Origin of the sequence: Nocardioides euryhalodurans, from assembly GCF_004564375.1 — a bacterium.
Lineage (GTDB): Bacteria > Actinomycetota > Actinomycetes > Propionibacteriales > Nocardioidaceae > Nocardioides > Nocardioides euryhalodurans.
Genome location: NZ_CP038267.1, coordinates 266,169 through 283,750, shown reverse-complemented (window position 1 = coordinate 283,750; position 17,582 = coordinate 266,169). Strand labels below are relative to the sequence as shown.

The window sequence follows — 17,582 nt, the reverse complement described above, 5'->3', positions numbered from 1 at the left end:
AGAACGGTCCAGGGACCGTCCTCGGGCACACGCCGCGTCGCCGTCAGCCCTGCTTGCGGGCGACCAGCACCCCGAGCACGGCGTAGCCGACGACCAGGTGGAGGGCGCCGACCAGCTGACCGGCGAGCGCGCCGCCGAGCATGAGCGCCGGGACGGTCACGACGGCCCAGCTCTCGGCGACCATCGGCCAGAAGCGGGACAGCCCCGTCCAACGGCCGGCGATCGCGATCCGGATGCCGATGAAGAACATGCCGAGCATGGACAGCGGCCAACACAGGTCGAGCAGGAGCCACCCGGTCTGTCCGAGGTCGGAGACCGCGAGGGTGTCCGCGAGGGTCGAGGCCATCGCCAAGCCGACCACCACGGTCTCGATCCGGAGCACGGTCCGCGCGATCCGGCCCTCGCCGAGGGCGCGGGTGCGCCACAGGACGCGGAGCAGGAAGAGCAGGCCGACCTGGAACAGGCCCGAGCCGATCCCGAAGACCGCGAGGCCGAGCGGGTCGTGGGGGTCCTGGCCGACGAGCAGGATGGAGGCGGACCAGGCCAGCGCGCCGACGGTGAGCATGCGGCCGTGGGTGAGGAACGGCCTGGGCGCCGGGCCGGGGGTCGCGCTGGCGACGTCGGAGCGGGCCGGTGCGGGTGAGTGCGAGACGGTCATGACGGGTTCCTTCGGTTCGGAGTACGACGCCGCGGTGGCGGCACGAGAGGAGACTGGCCGTCCCGGCGACCCGCGGGTCAGGGAGCGCGGTCCCGTCGCCGGCCCCGCGTCCCGTCCCGCCACGAGGGGACCGTGGTCCCGCGACAACGGGACGCTGCCGCGGTGATACTGCTCGCGTGACCAGCACGACGGCCGGACGGGCGCTCCCCTCGACGTGGGTACGCCGGCCGGTCCCGCTCGCGCTGGTCACGGCCGCCCTGGTCGCCCTCGGTGCCTCGCTGTGGCTGGACCTGGCCACCACCGGCGCGGAACGCACCGCCGCGGCGAGCGGGCTCGGCACCGCCACCGGCATCTCCGGCGTGCTGCTGCTCCTCGCGGCGGCGTACGTCCTCCACCACCGGCCGGGCGACACCGTCGGCCGGGTGGTCGCGGCTCTCGGGCTGGTCTGGGTCGCCGACGGCGTGCTCGCGGCGTGGGCCAGCTACGGCTACGCCCACGACCTGCCGCTGACCGACGCGGCCATCTGGTTCGTGTGGCGGTTCGGGGCGGTGCTGCTGTCGGGGATGGTGACCCTGCTGCTGCTCTACCCGACGGGTCGACTGCTCGCTGGCCGGTGGCGGCCGGTCGCCGTCGTCGTGCTGGTCTCGGCGTACCTGCTGCCCGTGATGCTGCTGCTGGCTCCCGACAGCGTCGTGCTGGCCGGCGACCTCCCCGGCGCCTCGAGCGACCAGACCGCCCTCCCGCTCGGCGACGGGCTCGCCACCGCGCTGCTCCGCACGGCGCAGACCTTGACGTTCACCTCGCTCCTCGCCTCCGTGGCGCTGCTCTGGGTCCGCCACCGACGCGCCGACGCGGCCGAGCGCACCCAGCTCCGCTGGCTGCTCTGGGCCGGCATCATGACCGTGCTGATGGTGGTCTGCGGCCTCGTCCTCGACATCAGCGGCGCGTGGACCACGTTGCTGCTCAACCTGGCCGTCGCCACCCTGGCCGCCTCGGTGGCCATCGGCCTCGTGCACCCGAACCTGGGCGACGTCGACGCCCTCGTCGCCTGGACCCTGACCTCGGCGGCCGTGGCGGCCGTGGTGGTGGCGGTCGACCTGGCCGTCATCGCCGCCGGCAGCTCGCTCCTCGGCGAGCGACTCGACGAGCGCCGGGTCACGCTGGTCGTCCTCGTGCTGGCGGTGGTCGTGTACGGACCCCTGCGAGCCTGGCTCGGCAACGGCGTACGCCGGCTGATGTTCGGCCGTCGCAGCGATCGCTACGACGTCGTCTCCTCGCTGGCGGCCCGGCTGGAGGAGACCGGCTCGGTCGCGGAGCAGCTGCCGGCGCTGGCCGGCGCGGTGGCCTCGACCTTCAAGGTGCCGTTCGTGCGGGTCGAGGTCGTGGCGCCCGACGGCGGGCTGCTGTCGGCCACCCACGGCAGCGAGCCGGCCGAGGTGCAGTCCTTCGACATCGCCTACCGCGGCACCCGCGTGGGCCGGCTGGTCCTCCCGGTCCTCGGGGTCCGATCGATGCTCTCCCGACGCGACCAGGGGCTGCTGCTCGACCTGGTGCGGCAGGCAGCGATCGCGATCCGCGCCGGACTGCTCTCGGCGGAGGTGCAGGAGAGCCGGGAGCGGCTGGTGCTCGGCCGCGAGGACGACCGGCGCCGGATCCGCCGCGACCTCCACGACGGGCTGGGACCGGTCCTGGGCGGGGTGGCGCTGCGGCTCGACGCGGCCGGCAACGTGGTGGAGACCGACCCGGGGCGGGCTCGCGAGCTGGTCCGGCTGGCGCGGACCGAGGTCGCCGACGCGCTCGACGACGTACGCCGTCTGGTCCACGACCTGCGGCCGCCCGCCCTCGACGACCTCGGGCTCGAGGCGGCGCTGCGGCAGCAGGCCGAACGGGTGAGGTCGCAGGTCGACGTCGCGGTGAGCGCCGAGGGAGTGGCCGGGCTGCCGGCGGCGGTCGAGGTCGCGGCGTACCGCATCGTGTCGGAGGCCCTCACCAACGTCGTCAGGCACGCGGAGGCGTCGCGGGCCGAGGTCACCCTCGCGGCCGACGGGTCTGCCCTGACCGTGGCCGTCGTCGACGACGGCCGCGGCATCGGCCCCGACGTGGTGGCCGGCGTCGGGCTGCTGTCGCTGCGCGAGCGGGCCGAGGAGCTCGGCGGGCACTGCGAGGTCAGCTGCCCGCCGACCGGTGGCACCACGGTCCACGCCTGGTTGCCGTTCGGCACCGGTGCCACCCCGGAGAGGAGCCGCTCGTGACCGAGGCCATCAGGCTGCTCGTCGCCGACGACCACCCGTCTTCCGCGACGGGCTCGCCTCGCTGCTCGACCCACTGCCGGGGATCGAGGTCGTGGCCCGCGCCGCCGACGGCGCCGAGGCCGTCGCGTTGGCGGCCGAGCACCGGCCCGACGTCGTCATCATGGACGTTCAGATGCCGGTGATGAACGGCATCGAGGCGACCCGCACCATCGTCGCCGCGACGCCCGGAACCGGCGTCCTGGTGCTGACCATGGGCGAGGACGACGGGACCGTGCTGGCCGCCCTGCGCGCCGGCGCCCGCGGCTACCTCCGCAAGGGGGCCGAGCAGGACGAGATCGTCCGGGCCATCACCACCGTGCACGGCGGCGGGGTGGTGTTCGGAGCCTCCCTCGCAGCGCGGATCGCGGAGGTGCTGGCCCCGGCGGAGCGGCCGGAGCGCCCGTTCCCCGAGCTGAGCGAGCGGGAGACCGAGGTCCTGGACCTGATCGCCACCGGCCGGAACAACGGCCAGATCGCCCAGGAGCTCTTCCTCTCCCCCAAGACGATCCGCAACAACATCACCAGCATCCTGTCCAAGCTGCAGGCCACCGACCGGGCGGAGGTGATCATCCGGGCCCGTGACGCCGGTCTCGGCCGCGACGGCTGACGGGGCTCCCGACGTGGGGCCCGTCGGCCGCGATTCCTAGACTGGCCGGGTGCCCGCTCCCTCCCCCGACCCCGAGGTCGCCCTCGAGGTGCAGGACCTGGTGATGCGGTACGGCGACACCACGGCCGTCGCCGGCCTCTCCCTGACCGTGGAGCGGGGCACCATCACCGCGGTGCTCGGTCCCAACGGCGCCGGCAAGACCACCACCCTCGAGACCTGCGAGGGCTACCGCGCCCCGCAGCAGGGCACCGTCCGCGTGCTCGGCCTCGACCCCCGTCGCGACCGCAAGCAGCTGCTCCCCCGCATCGGCGTGATGCTGCAGGACGGCGGCGCCTGGTCCGGGGTCCGGGCCCGCGAGATGCTCGACCACGTGGCCCGCCTGCACGCCCACCCGCTCGACACCGACGAGCTGGCCGGGCGGCTCGGCCTCGACGAGTGCGGCCGGACGCCGTACCGCCGGCTCTCCGGGGGCCAGAAGCAGCGACTGGGGCTGGCGATGGCGCTGGTCGGCCGCCCCGAGCTGGTCTTCGTCGACGAGCCGACCGCCGGCATGGATCCGCAGGCCAGGCGTACGACCTGGGCGCTGCTCGAGGAGCTGCGCGCCGACGGCGTCACCGTCGTGCTGACGACCCACTACATGGACGAGGCCGAGCGGCTGGCCGACCGGATCCACATCCTCGACCACGGTCGGCTGATCGCCAGCGGTACGCCGCTCGCGCTCACCCGCGGCGGTCACGTCGCCACCATCCGGCTCGTGGTCAGCCGCCCGTTCCCCGACGGAGCCCCCGGGGCTCTCGGCCAGCGGCTGGGGCCGGACACGCGGGTCACGCAGCTCGACGAGCTCAGCCTGATGGTGGTCGGGCCCGCCGACTCGACCACGCTCGCGACGGTCTCGGGCTGGTGCGCCGAGAACGACGTGCTGCCGGAGTCGCTGACCCTCGGCCAGCGCACGCTGGAGGACGTCTTCCTCGAGCTCACCGGCCGGGAGCTGGCGCCGTGAACACCTTCACCCCGCGGCCCGGGGCCGCCCCGCTGCCCCGGATGGTCCTGGCCCAGGCCTCGATGGAGACGCGCCTGCTGCTCCGCAACGGCGAGCAGCTGCTGCTGGCGCTGGTGATCCCGCTCATCGCGCTCGTCGGTGGCGTCACGGGCGCCGCGGCGCTCGACCTCGACCTGGGGCACCCGCCGGTCGACGTGCTCACCCCCGGCGTGCTGGCCCTCGCGGTCATGTCGACGGCCTTCACCTCGCTCGCGATCGCCACCGGCTTCGAGCGCCGCTACGGCCTGATCAAGCGGCTCGGCGCCTCACCGCTGCCGCGTTCCGGCCTGCTCCTCGGCAAGACCGGTGCGCTGCTGCTCGTGGAGGTCGCCCAGCTCCTCGTGATCGGTGGCGTCGGCCTCGCGATGGGCTGGGACCCGGATCCTGCCGGCCTGCCCGGCGTGCTGGCCGCGGTCCTCGCCGGCACCTTCGCCTTCGCCTCGCTCGGGCTGCTGATGGCGGGCGCGCTGCGGGCCGAGGCGACCCTGGCCGCCGCCAACCTCGTCTACCTGCTGCTGCTCGCCGGCGGCGCCGTCGTGCTCCCCGCGACGTCGTACGGCGGCTTCGGGGAGCTCGTCCGCTGGCTGCCGTCGGGGGCGCTCGGTGAGGCGATGCGGGCCGCCACGCTGCGCGGGGCGTTCCCCGTGACCGAGCTGCTCGTGCTGCTCGCCTGGGGGGCGCTCGGCACCGTGCTGACCGCGAGGACCTTCCGATGGGAGTGACCGTGACCGACACCCGCCCACGCGCGCTGTTCCCCCTCGCCGTCGCCAACCTGGTCGCCAACATCGGCATCGTGGTGACCGGCGGCGCCGTCCGGCTCACCGGCTCCGGGCTGGGCTGCCCGACCTGGCCGCGGTGCACCGACCGCTCCTACGTCCCGCACGGCGAGCTCGGCGTCCACGGAGCGATCGAGTTCGGCAACCGGATGCTCACCTTCGTCCTCGCCGCGATCGCCATCGCCTGTTGGGTCGCCGCCCTGGTGGCGCTGGTGCGGACCTGGCGCCGCTCCCGCGACTGGGCGCCCTTCTGGCTCGCCACCGTCATCGCGCTCGGCGTCCCGGCGCAGGCCGTGATCGGCGGCATCACCGTCCTCACCGACCTCAACCCGTGGATCGTGTCTCTGCACCTGCTGGTGTCGATGGCCATGATCGGCGTCTGCGTCTGGCTGCTCGACCTGCTGCGCGGTCCGTCCCGCGCGGCCGCGTCCCGCGGGACGCGATCGCTGGCCTGGGCGGTGTTCGCCGTCGGCTGGGCGGTGCTCTACGTCGGGACGATCGTGACCGGTTCCGGCCCCCACGCCGGCGACGTCGACTCCCCGCGCAACGGCCTGGACCCGCTGCAGCTGAGCCAGTTCCACGCCGACCTGGTGTTCCTCTTCGTCGGCCTCACGGTCGGGCTCGCGTACGCCTTCCCGCGTGGCGCGCGCCGCCCGGTGATCGTGCTGCTGGCGCTCCAGCTCGCGCAGGGCGTGGTCGGCTTCGTGCAGTACTACACCGACCTGCCGATCCTGCTGGTCGGGCTGCACCTGCTCGGCGCGGCCCTGGTCTCGGCCGCCATGAGCTGGGTGCTGCTCGCGGCCCACGGCCGGAGCCGGGCGGGGGCGGAGGCTCCGGCGCCGATGGCGGCCCCGACCACGGTGTCCTGAGCCTGCGCGCTGCTGCTAGGCATTTCCCATGTTCACCTGGGGTCTGCCCACTTCTCATGGCGGCTCAGCCGTGAGACGTGAGCAGGTGCCTACATCACATGGGAAATGGCCCGCACCGCCCCCACGAGCCCAGGAATGGTGACAGCGGCCTGGCCCGGACCCCCGTGGCCGGGCGAGGCCGCCGTCATGGAAGTAGACGCGGCACGCCCCGACTTGGTTGCCACGTGCAGCCAACTTTTTTCGCGAGCCTCCCGGAGCACGGTCCGGGGCCGGTGTCAGCGGGTGAGCAGCGGGTCGAGCGCGACGGCCACGAACAGCAGCGAGAGGTAGAGGTTCGAGGAGTGGAACAGCCGCATCGGCTGGATCAGGGTCAGGTCCTCGGTGCCCTTGGTGCGTCCCCACATCCGGTGCGCCTCGACCAGGAAGACCGCTCCCAGCACCACGGCGGCCGCGGGGTAGACCCAGCCGGTGTCGGCGACCGGCCACAGCAGCAGCGAGGTCGCGACCATGGCCCAGCTGTAGAGCACGATCTGCCGGCCCACCACCTCGGCCCGCGCCACGACCGGGAGCATCGGGACGTCCACGTTCGCGTAGTCCTCGCGGTAGCGCAGCGCCAGCGCCCACGTGTGGGGCGGGGTCCAGAAGAACACCACGAGGAACAGCACGACCGGTGCCCACGCGAGCTCCCCGGTGACGGCGGTCCAGCCGATGAGGGCGGGGAAGCAGCCCGCGAGGCCGCCCCAGACGATGTTCTGGGTGGTGCGGCGCTTGAGCAGCACGGTGTAGACGACGAGGTAGAAGGCCTCGGCCGCCAGCGCCAGCATCGCCGAGAGCGGGTTGACCCAGGTCCACAGGACCACGGTCGCGAGCACGCCCAGCACCACCCCGAAGACGGTCGCCGCGACCGGGGTGACCACGTGACGGGGCAACGCCCGGCGGCGCGTCCTGCGCATCTGCTCGTCGATGTCGCGGTCGTAGACGCAGTTGAGCGCGGAGGCGGACCCCGAGGACAGCGTGCCGCCGATGACGGTCGCCGCGACCAGGCCGAGCTCCGGCACGCCCCGGGCTGCGAAGAACATCACCGGCACGGTCGTCAGCAGCAGGAGCTCGATCACCCGGGGCTTAGTGAGGCCGACGTACGCGCCCACCACGTCGCGCAGCGAGGCGCGCGTCGTCCCGGAGCGCCTCACGGCAGCATCCGGCTGGTTGGCCGACTGGCCGACGTATGTCACGGGGATCCTCGGGTACGGGAGCGTCGATGCGCCTCGCAGTCTAACGCGGGGCATGAGTAGGCTCGGCGGTGCCGTGCACGGCTGCCGAACGACGTGAGAGGACCCCTGTGAGCGACTCCCCCGCACGCCTGGAGTGGACCGACCTGGACCAGCGGGCGGTGGACACCGTCCGGGTGCTGGCGATGGACTCGGTGCAGAAGGTCGGCAACGGCCACCCCGGCACCGCCATGAGCCTGGCGCCGGCCGCGTACCTCCTCTTCCAGAAGGTCATGCGCCACAACCCCGCCGACCCGCACTGGCCCGGTCGCGACCGGTTCGTGCTGTCGTGCGGCCACTCGAGCCTCACCCTCTACATCCAGCTCTACCTCGGCGGCTGGGGCCTCGAGCTCGAGGACCTGAAGTCGCTGCGCACGTGGGGCAGCAAGACCCCGGGCCACCCCGAGTACGGCCACACCGCCGGCGTCGAGACGACCACCGGCCCGCTCGGCCAGGGCATCGGCAACGCCGTCGGGATGGCGATGGCTGCCCGCCGCGAGCACGGCCTGCTCGACCCGAACGCCGCGCCCGGCGAGTCCGTCTTCGACCACCACGTCTACGCCATCGCCAGCGACGGCGACATCGAGGAGGGCGTCTCCTCCGAGGCCTCCTCGATCGCCGGCACCCAGCAGCTGGGCAACCTCACTGTCATCTACGACGAGAACAAGATCTCGATCGAGGACGACACCGACGTCGCACTCTCCGAGGACGTCGCCAAGCGCTACGAGGCGTACGGCTGGCACGTGCAGGTCGTCGACTGGACCAACGACGGCGAGCGCTACGAGGAGGACGTCCCCGGGCTCTACCGCGCGATCCGGGCCGCCGAGCGCGTCACCGACCAGCCCAGCCTGATCGTGCTGCGCACGATCATCGCGTGGCCGGCCCCCAACGCCCAGAACACCGGCAAGGCCCACGGCTCCGCGCTCGGCGACGACGAGGTCGCCGCCACCAAGGAGGTGCTCGGCTTCGACCCGGCCCGCACCTTCGAGGTCGACCCTGCGGTGCTCGACCACACCCGCGAGGCCGTCGAGCGCGGCAAGCTGGCCCAGGCGGCCTGGCAGGAGCAGTACGACGCCTGGACCCGCAAGCCCTCCGCCGACCCTGCCCTCTTCGACCGGCTGCAGACGCGCACCCTCCCCGAGGGATGGGACGCCGACCTCCCGACCTTCCCCGCCGACGACAAGGGCGTCGCCACCCGCAAGGCCTCGGGCGCGGTCCTCAACGCGATCGCGGCGAAGGTGCCGGAGCTGTGGGGCGGCTCGGCCGACCTCGCCGAGTCCAACAACTCCACGATCGCCGGCGCCCCCTCCTTCATCCCGAAGGAGCGGTCGACCGAGATGTGGAAGGGCGACCCGTACGCCGGCCGCGTGCTGCACTTCGGCATCCGCGAGCACGGCATGGGCGCGATCCTCAACGGCATCGCCGTCCACGGAGGCACCCGCGTCTTCGGCGCCACGTTCCTGACGTTCTCCGACTACATGCGTCCCTCGGTGCGGCTCGCCGCGCTGATGGGGCTGCCCGTCACCTACCTGTGGACCCACGACTCGATCGGCCTCGGCGAGGACGGTCCGACCCACCAGCCGGTCGAGCACCTCGCGGCGCTGCGCGCCATCCCCGGACTCGACGTGGTCCGCCCGGCCGACGCCAACGAGACCGCCGCCGCCTGGCAGACCGTGATGTCCCACACCGACCGCCCGGCCGGCCTGGTCCTGACACGCCAGAACGTGCCCGTCTTCCCGCGCGGCGAGGAGGGCTTCAGCGATACCAGCAACGTCCACCGTGGCGGCTACGTCCTGCTCGACGTCGAGGGCGGCCAGCCGGACGTCGTCCTGGTCGGCACCGGCTCCGAGGTGCAGCTCGCCGTGCAGGCACGCGAGCTGCTCGCCGACCGCGGCGTCCGGGCCCGGGTCGTCTCGATGCCGTGCCGGGAATGGTTCGACGCGCAGGACGCTTCCTACAGGGAGACGGTGATCCCGCCCGCGGTCCGGGCACGGGTGTCGGTCGAGGCCGGCATCGGTCTCGGCTGGCGCGAGATCGTCGGCGACCACGGCCGGATCGTCTCGCTCGAGCACTACGGCGCTTCGGCCGACTTCGAGCGGATCTACCGCGAGTTCGGCATCACCGCCGAGGCGGTCGCCGACGCGGCCGAGGACAGCATCCGGGCGGTCAGCGGCTAGGGCTCACGCCCACCGCCGGCCGGCACACGACAGGGAGGAAGACAACAGATGTCCAACGGATCCGATCGTCTGCAGCAGCTGGCCGAGGCGGGGGTGTCGATCTGGCTCGACGACCTCTCCCGCGAGCGGCTGGAGTCCGGCAACCTCGCCGACCTGGTCAAGAACAGCAACATCGTCGGCGTGACCACCAACCCCGCGATCTTCCAGGCCGCGCTCAGCGACGGCGAGCGCTACGACGCTCAGGTGCGTGAGCTCGCGCGGTCCGGCGCCGACCTCGCGACCGCCGCCCGGGCCATCACCACCGACGACGTACGCGACGCCTGCCGGGTGCTGCGTCCGGTCTTCGACGCCACCGACGGCGTCGACGGGCGGGTCTCGATCGAGGTCGCGCCCGGCCTCGCCCACGACACCGAGGCCACGGTCGCCGAGGCGGCCGAGCTGTGGGAGCAGGTCGGCGAGCCCAACCTGTTCATCAAGATCCCCGGCACCCCCGAGGGCTGGCCTGCCATCACGCAGACCCTCGCGCACGGGATCTCGGTCAACGTCACCCTGATCTTCGGCCTCGACCAGTACCGCCACGTCATGGAGGCGTACGTCGCCGGCCTCGAGCAGGCCGCGGCCCACGGCCACGACCTCGCCACGATCCACTCGGTGGCGTCGTTCTTCGTCTCCCGCGTCGACAGCGAGATCGACAAGCGGCTGGAGGCCACCACCTCCGGGCCCGGCACCGACCCCGCCCTGCGCGGGAAGGCCGGCGTCGCCAACGCGCGGCTGGCCTTCCAGGCCTTCGAGGAGTTCTTCAGCGGCCCGCGCTGGGAGGCACTGGAGGCGCAGGGGGCTCGGAAGCAGCGTCCGCTCTGGGCGTCCACGGGCGTCAAGAACCCCGACTACGACGACACGATGTACGTCGTCGACCTGGTCGTCGAGGACACCGTCAACACCATGCCGGAGAAGACCCTCGAGGCCGTCGCCGACCACGGCGAGGTCCGCGGTGACCGGGTGCGCCCCTACTACGACGACGCCGCGGCCCACATGGCGGCGCTCGCCGAGGCCGGGATCGACTACGACGACGTCATCGCCGTCCTCATCAAGGAGGGTGTCGACAAGTTCGTCACCGCCTGGGACGAGATGCTCGGGACGCTGTCCGCCTCGCTGGAGGCGGCACGGGCATGAGCGACGGTCCGGTCGATCCCACCGGTACCGCTGCGTGGTCGCGGCTCACGGCCCTGGCCGAGGGCTTCGAGCCCGACCTGCGAGCTGCCCTCGCCGACGAGGAGTGGGTCCGGCGATCGACCCTGACCGCCGGTGACCTCCACGTCGACCTGTCGAAGAACCTGGTCACGCCTGAGATCTGGACGGCGTTGCGCGAGCTCGCCGACCAGGTGGGGCTGAGCGCCCGCCGCGACGCGATGTTCGCCGGTGAGCGGATCAACGTCACCGAGGACCGTGCGGTGCTGCACACCGCCCTCCGGCTCCCCGCGGATGCCTCCCTCGAGGTCGACGGGCACGACGTGGTCCCCGACGTCCACGAGGTGCTGGGCCGGGTCTACGACTTCGCCGACCGGGTCCGGTCGGGGGCGTGGACCGGCGTGACGGGCGAGCGGATCCGGACCGTGGTCAACATCGGCATCGGCGGCTCCGACCTCGGTCCGGTGATGGCGTACGAGGCGCTCGCCCCCTACGTCCAGGACGGGCTGGAGTGCCGGTTCATCAGCAACATCGACCCGACGGACGCGGCGACGACGCTCGCCGGGCTCGACCCGGCGACCACGCTGTTCATCGTCTCCAGCAAGACCTTCGGGACGCTGGAGACGCTGACCAACGCGCGGCTCTGCAGGGCCTGGCTGCTCGACGGCCTGACCGGGCACGACGAGGGCGAGGCGGTGGCCCGGCACTTCGTCGCCGTCTCGACCGCCCTCGACAAGGTCGCCGACTTCGGCATCGACCCCGACAACGCCTTCGGCTTCTGGGACTGGGTCGGCGGTCGCTACTCCATGGACTCCGCCATCGGGACCTCGCTGGTGGTCGCCGTCGGGCCGGAGCGCTTCGCCGAGCTGCTCGCGGGCATGCACGCCATGGACGAGCACTTCCGTACGACCCCGCCGGAGCACAACGTCCCGGTGCTCATGGGGCTGCTCAACGTCTGGTACACGAACTTCCTGGACGCCCAGACCCACGCGGTGCTGCCGTACGCCCAGCTGCTGCACCGCTTCCCCGCCTACCTCCAGCAGCTCACCATGGAGTCCAACGGCAAGGGCGTGCGCTGGGACGGGACCCCCGTCACGACCGGCACCGGCGAGGTCTTCTGGGGCGAGCCCGGGACCAACGGCCAGCACGCGTTCTACCAGCTGATCCACCAGGGCACCCGGCTGGTGCCGGCCGACTTCATCGCGGTCGCACGTCCGGCGTACCCGCTCGTCGACGGGGACGCCGACGTGCACGAGCTGTTCCTCGCCAACTTCTTCGCGCAGACCAGGGCTCTGGCCCTCGGCAAGACGGCCGACGAGGTCCGCGCCGAGGGCACCGCGGAGGCGCTCGTCCCCGCCCGGGTCTTCACCGGCAACCGGCCGACGACGTCGATCCTCGCACCCGAGCTCAGTCCCTCGGTGCTGGGCCAGCTGGTCGCGCTCTACGAGCACATCACGTTCGTTCAGGGCGTGGTCTGGGGCATCGACAGCTTCGACCAGTGGGGCGTGGAGCTCGGCAAGCAGCTCGCCCAGCAGGTGACGCCGGCGGTCGGCGGCGACGACGACGCGCTCGCCGCACAGGACGCCTCGACCCGCTCCCTCATCGACCAGTACCGGAGGCTGCGCTCCCGATGACCGGCACCCCCACCGAGGCGACCCACGCCAACCCGCTGCGGGACCCCGAGGACCGTCGGCTGCCGCGGATCGCAGGCCCGAGCGGCATGGTCCTCTTCGGCGTCACCGGCGACCTCGCCCGCAAGAAGGTGATGCCCGCGATCTACGACCTCGCCAACCGCGGGCTGCTGCCGCCGGGATTCAGCCTGGTCGGCTTCGCACGGCGGGACTGGGCGGACCAGGACTTCGCGCAGATCGTCCACGACTCCGTCAAGGAGCACGCGCGGACCGAGTTCCGCGAGGAGGTCTGGCGCCAGCTCGCCGAGGGCTTCCGTTTCGTGCCGGGCGACTTCTCCGACGACCTCGCCTTCGACAACCTCCGCCGGACGATCGAGGAGCTCGACCAGGCCCGCGGCACCGGCGGCAACCACGCGTTCTACCTCTCGATCCCGCCCAAGTTCTTCGGTGACGTCGTGCAGCAGCTCCAGGAGCACGGGCTGAGCAGGCAGACCGACGGCTCCTGGCGTCGCGTGGTCGTGGAGAAGCCGTTCGGCCACGACCTCGCCTCCGCGCGGGAGCTCAACGACAGCCTTGCCCAGGTCTTCCCGACCGGCTCGGTCTTCCGGATCGACCACTACCTCGGCAAGGAGACGGTCCAGAACATCCTGGCGATGCGCTTCGCCAACGCCATGTTCGAGCCGATCTGGAACTCCAACTACGTCGACCACGTGCAGATCACGATGGCCGAGGACATCGGCATCGGCGGCCGGGCCGGCTACTACGACGGCATCGGTGCGGCCCGTGACGTGATCCAGAACCACCTGCTGCAGCTGATGGCGCTGGTCGCGATGGAGGAGCCCTCCGACTTCCGGGCCGAGAGCCTGCGGCGCGAGAAGGAGAAGGTGCTCGCCGCGGTGTCGCTCCCCCGGCGGCTCGACCTGTCGACGGCGCGCGGCCAGTACGACGACGGCTGGTCCGGCGGCGTCCGGGTCCAGGGCTTCCACGACGAGGAGGGCATCCCGAAGGCCTCCACCACCGAGACGTACGCCGCGATCAAGCTCGGCATCGACAACCGGCGCTGGGCCGGGGTGCCCTTCTACCTGCGCCACGGCAAGCGGCTCGGGCGGCGGGTGACCGAGGTGGCCGTGGTGTTCAAGCGCGCCCCGCACCTCCCCTTCCACGCGAGCGCCACCGAGGAGCTCACCCAGAACACCCTCGTGGTCCGGGTGCAGCCCGACGAGGGCCTCACCATCAGGTTCGGGTCCAAGGTGCCCGGCACGTCGATGGAGATCCGCGACGTGACCATGGACTTCGCGTACGGCGGCTCGTTCACCGAGTCCTCGCCGGAGGCGTACGAACGGCTGATCCTCGACGTGCTGCTCGGCGACCCGCCGCTCTTCCCGCGCCACGAGGAGGTCGAGCTGTCGTGGAAGATCCTGGACCCGATCCTCGAGCACTGGGCGCGGCAGGACCGCAACGGCAAGGCGAAGCCGGAGCCGTACCCCGCGGGCACGTGGGGGCCCGCCTCGGCGGACAAGATGCTCGCCCGTGACGGCCGGACCTGGCGGAGGCCCTAGATGATCGAGCTCACCGACACCAACTCGTCCCAGATCGCCGCGGAGTTCGTCCGCGGCCGGATGCGTGCCGGCAGTCCCGCGATGGGGATGGTGATGACGCTGATCGTGGTCGTCGCCGAGGACGACGCGTCGGCCGCGATGGACGCCGCGCGCGAGGCCTCCCACGAGCACCCGGCGCGGGTCCTCGGTGTGATCCTCGGCGACGGCCGCGGCGCTCCGCGCGTCGACGCCCAGGTCGGGATCGGCCAGGGCTGGAGCGGCGAGACGGCGCTGATCCGGCTGCACGGGGAGGTCACCAAGCACCCCGAGTCGGTGGTGCTGCCGCTGCTGCTGCCCGACTCCCCCGTCGTCGTCTGGTGGCCCTCGGACCACCCTGCCGACCCTGCGAGCGACCCGCTCGGCCGGCTCGGCCAGCGACGCATCACCGACACCGCGTTCGTGTCGCGCGGCAAGATCAAGGCGCTCCACGGCCAGTGCGAGGCGTACGCCCCCGGCAACACCGACCTGGCGTGGACCCGGATCACCCCGTGGCGCGCCCTGCTCGCGGCCTCGCTCGACCAGCACCCGCTCAAGGTGCGGCGCGTCTCGGTCGCCGCCGAGCGGATCAGCCCGAGTGCCGACCTCCTGCTCGCCTGGCTGGCTGACCGGCTCCGGGTCCCCGCGGACCGCGTCAGCTCGCAGGGTCCGGGCATCACCGAGGTGGTGATGGAGACCTCCGAGGGCGAGATCCGGATCGCGCGCGGCGACGGCAAGCTGGCGGTGTTCTCCTCCCCGGGTCGACCCGACCGGCCGGTCGCGCTCAAGCGTCGCGACCTGCCCGAGTTGCTCGCCGAGGAGCTGCGGTGGAGCGACGAGGACGACATCTACGCCGCCACCACCAAGCGGCTGCTCCGGCTCCGGGACGGCGCATGAGCACCCTGGTGGAGGTCTTCGACGACGCCGACGCGCTGGCGACGGCGGTCGCCGGCGAGCTCCTGGCCCGGATCGTCGCCGCCCAGCGGTCCGGGCACGTCCCCCACATCGGCCTCACCGGCGGGTCGGTCGCCGACCGGATCCACCACGCGCTCGGGGAGCACGGTCCGGTCTCCGACGTCGACTGGTCCCGCGTGGACTTCTGGTGGGGTGACGAACGGTTCGTCCCCGCCGACAGCCCCGACCGCAACGCCGGGCAGGCCCGGCGGGCCTTCCTCGACCACGTCGGGGTCGACCCGGAGCGCGTGCACGAGGTACCCCCGACCGACCACGCGGCCACGGTCGACGACGCCGCCTCGGCGTACGCCCGCGAGCTGCGCGAGCACGGGTCCGGAGCCTTCGAGGTGCTGATGCTCGGCATCGGGCCGGACGGTCACGTCGCCTCGCTGTTCCCGGGTCACCCGGCGCTCGAGGTCACCGACGCCGTCACCGTCGCCGTCCACGACTCCCCCAAGCCGCCGCCGGCGCGGGTCAGCCTCACCTTCGAGGCGCTCAACCGGAGCCGGGCCGTCTGGCTGGTCGTCAGCGGCGAGGAGAAGGCCGAGGCCGTCGCGCGGGCCCTCGCGCCCGAGGGCGACGTACGGGAGACCCCCGCGCGGGGGGTCACCGGCCTCCCGGCCAGCGACGACTCCCCGGCCGCCGAGGTCGTCTTCTTCCTCGACCGCGCCGCCGCCTCCCACCTCTGATCGCGAGTCGGCGCTTCCTCACAGCCACATGCTCGCGAGTCGGCGCTTGCTGACAGTCGGGCGTTGCCGAGTCGGCGCTTGCTGACGGCTCGCGACGCCCGCGGTTGGCCACTCTCCACAGGCTCACCCGCACCCCTTCCGGCGGCCGGAAGATCAGGTGATCCTGCAGCGCATGAATCTCCGCCGCTGGCTCGACCAACCGCTGCTCGACGACTCCTTCCCGCTTCCCCTCGACGCGCCGTTCACCACCCACGACGCACGCCAGGCGGGCCTGACGCCCCGCCATCTCACCGCACTGGTGGACGCCGCCCTGCTCCGGCGACCGGTCCGGAGCGTCTACCTCGCGTCGCAGGCCGGCGACTCGCCGCGACTGCGTGCCGCGGCCATCCGGTTGACCGTGCCCGACGGGGCGGTGGTGTGCGACCGGCACGCGGGATGGCTGCACGGCGCCGACATGGTCCTCGCGCCGAACGAGCACCTCGCCCTACGACCGCTCTCCGTCTACCGGCTGCGTGGCATGGGCAGACTGCGCAACGACCTGACAGCCGGCGGTGAGCGCGACCTCCGGCCCCACGACATCGTCGAGCTGGACGGGCTGCTCGTCACGACCCCGCTCCGGACAGCCTGGGACCTGGGGCGGCAACGCTTTCGCGAGGATGCTCTCGCGGGCCTGGACCAGATGCTGCGACTCGGTGTCTTCAGCACCGAGGAGCTGCTGCACGGCGTGGAGAGGTTTCGCGGACACCGCTGGATCACCACGCTGCGCGAGCTCGCGCCGATCGCGGACGCCCGCTCTGCGTCACCCGGCGAGTCCGTGCTGCGACTGCGATGGATCGACCTCGGCCTCCCCACGCCCCAGCTGCAGGTCGAGGTGTGGATCGACGGCAGGCTGGTGGCCATCCTCGACCTCGCCCACGAAGGCCTGCACTACGCAGCCGAGTACGACGGCGCCGAGTGGCACGGCTCACCGGAGCAGCAGGCCCACGACCGGGTCCGTCGCGCCGAGGCCGCTGAGGCGGGGTGGACGATCGACGCCTTCGTGAACGCCGACGTCCGCGGACAGCACCGTACGGTCGACGCACGGCTGCGTGCCGGCGTCACAGCGGCCCGGGAAGCCTACGGTCGGCGCGTGTTCCTGTGATCGAACGCCGACTCGACGCCTCAACCTTGCGAGGTAGCGCCGCCTCGCCCCTTGTGGGGTGGGAGGAAGCGCCGACTCGGCGTGGTCAGAAGATGAGGTCGCCGGACTTCCGGCGGGAGCGGAGCAGCTGCAGGGCCTCGTCGAGGATGTCGGCGGCCTCCGCGTCGGAGCGGCGCTCCTTCACGTACGCGAGGTGGGTCTTGTACGGCTCGATCTTGGGAGCAGGCGGAGGGTTCTCCTGGTCCATGCTCGCCGGCAGCCCGCACTTGGGGCAGTCCCACTCGACCGGCACCTGGGCCTCGACCGCGAAGGTCACGACCGAACGGTGCTCGTGGGAGCAGTAGTAGGTGACTGCCTGTCGCGGCGCGGCCTCGCCGCGCTCCGCCTCGCCCATGGGGCCTGCACCGACGCGGCTCCCACGAATGGCGTTCCCGCCTCCAGCCATGATCCGGGTCCTCTCAGCTCTGGTAGGCCAACAGCAGGCCCAGGGCGACGATGCACGCGAACCAGATGACCCCGACGCCGATCGTGATCCGGTCCAAGTTCTTCTCAGCGACCGAGGAACCTCCCAGCCCGCTTGACATGCCACCCCCGAACATGTCGGAGAGCCCGCCCCCGCGTCCCTTGTGGAGGAGCACCATGAGGATGAGCATCAGGCTCGTGATGACGAGCAGAACGGTGAAGAGCACAGTCACGGTCGTGAATCCTACGTCACGCGCG

At 72.5% G+C, this 17,582-nt stretch carries 16 protein-coding genes; 12 read left to right on the top strand and 4 right to left on the bottom strand.

Going from position 1 to position 17,582, the window contains the following annotated elements; all coding sequences use genetic code 11:
- Positions 1–43: 43 nt before the first annotated feature.
- Positions 44–658, bottom strand: coding sequence for a hypothetical protein (locus EXE57_RS01315; RefSeq protein WP_135073275.1), 615 nt, complete (start codon positions 656–658; stop codon positions 44–46).
- Positions 659–834: 176 nt separating this feature from the next.
- Here EXE57_RS01315 and EXE57_RS20280 point away from each other — a divergent pair, with 176 nt between their 5' ends.
- The 5 genes from EXE57_RS20280 (at position 835) to EXE57_RS01290 (ending at position 6,240) form a co-directional block, all read left to right on the top strand.
- Complete coding sequence (locus EXE57_RS20280) at positions 835–2,910, top strand: sensor histidine kinase (protein ID WP_135073273.1); 2,076 nt, start codon at positions 835–837, stop codon at positions 2,908–2,910.
- Between the two features lie 91 nt (positions 2,911–3,001).
- Entirely contained in the window at positions 3,002–3,556 is a 555-nt protein-coding gene (locus EXE57_RS01305; RefSeq protein ID WP_341869423.1) for a response regulator transcription factor, read from the top strand.
- A 49-nt stretch (positions 3,557–3,605) separates the two neighbouring features.
- Positions 3,606–4,556, top strand: coding sequence for an ABC transporter ATP-binding protein (locus tag EXE57_RS01300; RefSeq protein WP_244246941.1), 951 nt, complete (start codon positions 3,606–3,608; stop codon positions 4,554–4,556).
- Entirely contained in the window at positions 4,553–5,317 is a 765-nt protein-coding gene (locus tag EXE57_RS01295; RefSeq protein ID WP_341869422.1) for an ABC transporter permease, read from the top strand. Before EXE57_RS01300 ends, EXE57_RS01295 begins: the two co-directional genes overlap by 4 nt.
- Positions 5,308–6,240, top strand: a complete 933-nt coding sequence (locus tag EXE57_RS01290; RefSeq protein WP_135073271.1) for a COX15/CtaA family protein — start codon at positions 5,308–5,310, stop codon at positions 6,238–6,240. The genes EXE57_RS01295 and EXE57_RS01290 overlap by 10 nt, the downstream gene beginning before the upstream one ends.
- Positions 6,241–6,515: 275 nt before the next feature.
- Here the strand turns inward: EXE57_RS01290 and EXE57_RS01285 are convergent, their stop codons facing one another.
- A complete protein-coding gene (locus EXE57_RS01285) occupies positions 6,516–7,472 on the bottom strand; it encodes a heme o synthase (protein ID WP_244246940.1) in 957 nt (318 codons plus the stop codon).
- Between the two features lie 107 nt (positions 7,473–7,579).
- On the opposite strand from EXE57_RS01285, the gene tkt reads away from it, so the two are divergent.
- The 7 genes from tkt to EXE57_RS01250 all read left to right on the top strand — a co-directional run bounded on the left by tkt (position 7,580) and on the right by EXE57_RS01250 (position 16,862).
- Positions 7,580–9,685, top strand: a complete 2,106-nt coding sequence (gene tkt, locus EXE57_RS01280; protein WP_135073267.1) for a transketolase — start codon at positions 7,580–7,582, stop codon at positions 9,683–9,685.
- A 48-nt stretch (positions 9,686–9,733) separates the two neighbouring features.
- Positions 9,734–10,858 (top strand): transaldolase, encoded by a 1,125-nt coding sequence (gene tal, locus EXE57_RS01275; protein ID WP_135073266.1) that lies wholly within the window; start codon positions 9,734–9,736, stop codon positions 10,856–10,858.
- Positions 10,855–12,507: a glucose-6-phosphate isomerase gene (gene pgi / locus EXE57_RS01270; RefSeq protein ID WP_135073264.1), complete on the top strand. Its 1,653-nt coding sequence runs from the start codon at positions 10,855–10,857 to the stop codon at positions 12,505–12,507. The genes tal and pgi overlap by 4 nt, the downstream gene beginning before the upstream one ends.
- On the top strand, positions 12,504–14,063 hold the full coding sequence (zwf, locus tag EXE57_RS01265; RefSeq protein ID WP_135073262.1) for a glucose-6-phosphate dehydrogenase: 1,560 nt from the start codon (positions 12,504–12,506) through the stop codon (positions 14,061–14,063). Before pgi ends, zwf begins: the two co-directional genes overlap by 4 nt.
- A complete protein-coding gene (locus tag EXE57_RS01260) occupies positions 14,064–14,975 on the top strand; it encodes a glucose-6-phosphate dehydrogenase assembly protein OpcA (RefSeq protein WP_135073260.1) in 912 nt (303 codons plus the stop codon). It begins immediately after the preceding gene.
- Positions 14,972–15,721, top strand: a complete 750-nt coding sequence (pgl, locus tag EXE57_RS01255) for a 6-phosphogluconolactonase (RefSeq protein ID WP_135073258.1) — start codon at positions 14,972–14,974, stop codon at positions 15,719–15,721. The genes EXE57_RS01260 and pgl overlap by 4 nt, the downstream gene beginning before the upstream one ends.
- 172 nt (positions 15,722–15,893) lie before the next feature.
- The gene (locus tag EXE57_RS01250) at positions 15,894–16,862 is read left to right on the top strand and encodes a hypothetical protein (RefSeq protein WP_135073256.1); all 969 of its coding nucleotides are present in this window, start codon (positions 15,894–15,896) and stop codon (positions 16,860–16,862) included.
- Positions 16,863–16,947: 85 nt separating this feature from the next.
- Here EXE57_RS01250 and EXE57_RS01245 read toward each other — a convergent pair whose 3' ends face one another.
- Positions 16,948–17,307, bottom strand: coding sequence for an RNA polymerase-binding protein RbpA (locus tag EXE57_RS01245; RefSeq protein WP_135073254.1), 360 nt, complete (start codon positions 17,305–17,307; stop codon positions 16,948–16,950).
- A 13-nt stretch (positions 17,308–17,320) separates the two neighbouring features.
- Positions 17,321–17,557: a preprotein translocase subunit SecG gene (gene secG, locus EXE57_RS01240; protein WP_135073252.1), complete on the bottom strand. Its 237-nt coding sequence runs from the start codon at positions 17,555–17,557 to the stop codon at positions 17,321–17,323.
- Positions 17,558–17,582 lie beyond the last annotated feature (25 nt).

Bases quoted from the DNA above. Each gene is read 5' to 3' on its own strand.
- pgi (WP_135073264.1), top strand. From the start codon at position 10,855: ATGAGCGACGGTCCGGTCGATCCCACCGGTACCGCTGCGTGGTCGCGG.
- tal (WP_135073266.1), top strand. From the start codon at position 9,734: ATGTCCAACGGATCCGATCGTCTGCAGCAGCTGGCCGAGGCGGGGGTG.
- zwf (WP_135073262.1), top strand. From the start codon at position 12,504: ATGACCGGCACCCCCACCGAGGCGACCCACGCCAACCCGCTGCGGGAC.
- EXE57_RS01260 (WP_135073260.1), top strand. From the start codon at position 14,064: ATGATCGAGCTCACCGACACCAACTCGTCCCAGATCGCCGCGGAGTTC.
- EXE57_RS01290 (WP_135073271.1), top strand. From the start codon at position 5,308: ATGGGAGTGACCGTGACCGACACCCGCCCACGCGCGCTGTTCCCCCTC.
- EXE57_RS01315 (WP_135073275.1), bottom strand. From the start codon at position 658: ATGACCGTCTCGCACTCACCCGCACCGGCCCGCTCCGACGTCGCCAGC.
- EXE57_RS01250 (WP_135073256.1), top strand. From the start codon at position 15,894: ATGAATCTCCGCCGCTGGCTCGACCAACCGCTGCTCGACGACTCCTTC.
- pgl (WP_135073258.1), top strand. From the start codon at position 14,972: ATGAGCACCCTGGTGGAGGTCTTCGACGACGCCGACGCGCTGGCGACG.
- EXE57_RS01245 (WP_135073254.1), bottom strand. From the start codon at position 17,307: ATGGCTGGAGGCGGGAACGCCATTCGTGGGAGCCGCGTCGGTGCAGGC.